This is a genomic window from Streptomyces sp. GC420, from assembly GCF_009916105.1.
GTDB lineage: Bacteria > Actinomycetota > Actinomycetes > Streptomycetales > Streptomycetaceae > Streptomyces.
The window spans coordinates 1-2,333 of record NZ_JAAAXQ010000666.1 but is presented as its reverse complement, the minus strand read 5'-3'; the positions used below and the strand labels follow the sequence as shown (position 1 = coordinate 2,333).

Below are 2,333 nucleotides of genomic sequence, written 5' to 3'. Positions count from 1 at the left end.
GCGGGGGAGGGGGACCGGCCCGGACCTCCGGTACGGGGCTCCGTGCGCTGCCGCGCGTACTGCTCGGCGAGCCGGCCGGAGGGACGGTCGGGCTCTCCGCGCTGTGCCGGCGGCCGGACGTCGGGAATGCCCTGCGCCTCCCTGGCTGCGATCTCCTTGAGCCGCATGGACAGCTGCAGGGTGCTCGGCCGTTCCTCGGGGTCCTTCGCCAGGCACGCGTACAGCAGCGGGGCGAGCGCCGCGGGTACGTCGTCCAGGTGCGGCTCCTCGTGCACCACGCGGTACAGCATGATGTCCGAACTGCCCTGCCCGAAGGGGGAGTCCGCGGTCGCGGTGTACGCCAGAGTGGCGCCGAGGGCGAAGACGTCGGTGGCCGGGCTGACGGCCTGGCCGCGCACCTGCTCGGGCGCGAGGAAGCCGGGGGAGCCCACCGCCGTACCCACATGGGTGAGGGTGGAAGCGCCGGTCGCCCAGGCGATCCCGAAGTCGATGATCCGGGGGCCCTTGGGGGAGAGCAGGATGTTGGAGGGCTTGAGGTCGCGGTGCACGACGCCGGCCTCGTGGACGGCCACCAGGCCCTCCGCGAGCGCCGAGCCGATCGCGGCGACCTCTGCGGCGACCAGCGGGCCCTCCTCGGCGACCTTGTCGTGAAGGGAGGGGCCGGGGACGTACTGGGTGGCGAACCAGGGGCGCTCGGCCTCCAGGTCGGCGGCCACCAGCCGGGCCGTGCAGCCGCCGCGGATCCGCCGGGCGGCTGACACCTCGCGCGCGAAGCGGGAGCGGAACTCCTCGTCCTCCGCCAGGTCCGGGCGGATGACCTTCAGCGCGACCCGCTGACCGCGGCGGTCGGAGCCGAGGTAGACGACTCCCATGCCACCCGCGCCGAGCCGCCGGTGCAGCCTGAACGAGCCGACGACACGCGGATCCTCGCGTCGGAGCCGCATCATCGCCATGTCCATCCCCGCTGCTGCCCGGTCCTGTTGGTCCTGTTGACGAGCCACAGCTTACGGACCCGCGGGGCGTTGCGCGCTGAAGGCCCGCCCTCGTCCGCTGATCGATTGTCAGTGCCGGGTGAGAGACTTGAAGAGTGGTCAGGGGCGCTGCGATCCGGGCGCGTTGTGACCGTGCGAGATCTCAAAGGTCCGTCGCAGAAGGGGGATTGGATCAATGAAGGGCGATCGTGTGGAGATAGTCGTGGACGCCGGGGACACGATCAGGACGTACGAGGTGGTGGCCTCACGGGCGGGCCGGAGGGTGGAGTCGGCGGTCCGCAGGGGGGTCGTCGAGGTGAGCGAAGTCACTCGGAACGGCAGCGTGGTGCGCACCGCCCGGTTCATGGCCAACAGGGTCCTCGCCCTGGTGGAGCACCCCGTGCCGCGCACCGACGCCGTCGCCGGCTGACAACCCCTCCGGGATGTCCCCAGGTCCCGGAAGTCCGTCTCCACCCTGGGGAGTACACGGTCGGCGGGCACGTCATCCTCCGGGAGGCCCACAAGCCGGTACGAGGGCATGACGTCCCGGACCCCGCCCGACGCCTAATGTTCTGGTCAAGCGGCGGGCGCAGCACTCGTCCCCCGAGGTCAGACGCTCGCCGCCCCGAACACGACAGGAGTAGGGATCATGGCCGGAACGATGCCGCGGGCGCTGGCCCGCACGCAGGGGCGCAGGGCGTACGCCGCCTTCGGCACCCGCCGTTCCGGGACGCGCCACCCCTTGGTGGCCATTGCCATGGTGCTGCCCCTGGCGACCCTCCTCGCAGTCGTCTTCGGCGGCTGGGACGCGGTGGTCGCGCAGGCGTCGTCCGTGGGCGTGATGCTGGGGCGCTGAGCGGCGCCCCACGGCCCGGGAGAGCGGCCCGGGCCGGGGACATCCGGCCATGAAACCCCGTGGGGACGGGGGTGCGGCGGACGGCATGTATGCCCGGAGAGTTGGGGAACTCTCCGGGCATCGCCGTGTTCGCGCTCATGCACACGTATCGGTGCGCACGGACGAAGCCGAATGCACGCGGGCCGGGGACGGCCGGCGGTGGCGCGCGCTGCGGGACGGGCCTCGGCATTCGCGGGCACGAGCGGGCTGTGCGGTGCGGCGTGCTTGGGCACGTTCTGGTTTCGTGCGCACCGGCACGGCCGGCGGTGGCGCGCGCTGCGGGACGGGCCTCGGCATTCGCGGGCACGAGCGGGCTGTGCGGTGCGGCGTGCTTGGGCATGTTCTGGTTTCGTGCGCACCGGCACGGCCGGCGGTGGCGCGCGCTGCGGGACGGGCCTCGGCATTCGCGGGCACGAGCGGGCTGTGCGGTGCGGCGTGCTTGGGCATGTTCTGGTTTCGTGCGCACC

General features: G+C 72.8%; 3 protein-coding genes. 2 read left to right on the top strand and 1 reads right to left on the bottom strand.

All coding sequences use genetic code 11. The features are described from left to right. A partial coding sequence (locus GUY61_RS37600) for a serine/threonine-protein kinase (RefSeq protein WP_208106944.1) occupies positions 1 to 959 on the bottom strand: 959 nt, incomplete at its 3' end. A 208-nt stretch (positions 960 to 1,167) separates the two neighbouring features. Between GUY61_RS37600 and GUY61_RS37595 the strand changes: the two genes are divergently transcribed. Both GUY61_RS37595 and GUY61_RS37590 read left to right on the top strand, forming a co-directional pair. After that, complete coding sequence (locus tag GUY61_RS37595; protein ID WP_166634770.1) at positions 1,168 to 1,401, top strand: hypothetical protein; 234 nt, start codon at positions 1,168 to 1,170, stop codon at positions 1,399 to 1,401. Between the two features lie 219 nt (positions 1,402 to 1,620). After that, a complete protein-coding gene (locus GUY61_RS37590; RefSeq protein ID WP_166634769.1) occupies positions 1,621 to 1,827 on the top strand; it encodes a hypothetical protein in 207 nt (68 codons plus the stop codon). The last annotated feature ends 506 nt before the right edge of the window (positions 1,828 to 2,333 follow it).